Below are 352 nucleotides of genomic sequence, written 5' to 3' on the forward strand. Positions count from 1 at the left end.
GGGGGAAGCCGTTCAGGACGGACGTCGTGTCCGCCGCGTGCTCGAAGCCGGCGTGCTCGAACAGTGCGCGGGTCCCGGCGTACGCCATCGTCAGGTCGACCCGCTCGCCGCGGTTGTCGACGGGGTAGCCCTCCACCGTGCGGGCGCCGTGCTCGCGGGCGAAGTCGACCGCGCCCGCCAGGAGCGCGTGCGAGATGCCCTCGCCCCGGTGGCCCGGCCGCACCCGGATGCACCAGACGCTCCACACGCTCCGGTCGCCCGGGTCGTCGAGGTGCGGGATCTTCCGGTTCCGCGCGAACGTGGTGTCCGGACGGGGGTGCACCGCTGCCCACCCGACGACCTCGTCGCCGTC

At 74.7% G+C, this 352-nt stretch carries 1 protein-coding gene; it reads right to left on the reverse strand.

Going from position 1 to position 352, the window contains the following annotated elements:
* A partial coding sequence (locus BIV03_RS15985; RefSeq protein ID WP_139202024.1) for a GNAT family N-acetyltransferase occupies nucleotides 1-352 on the reverse strand: 352 nt, incomplete at both ends.

Source organism: Curtobacterium sp. MCBA15_016, from assembly GCF_001865105.1.
Lineage (GTDB): Bacteria > Actinomycetota > Actinomycetes > Actinomycetales > Microbacteriaceae > Curtobacterium.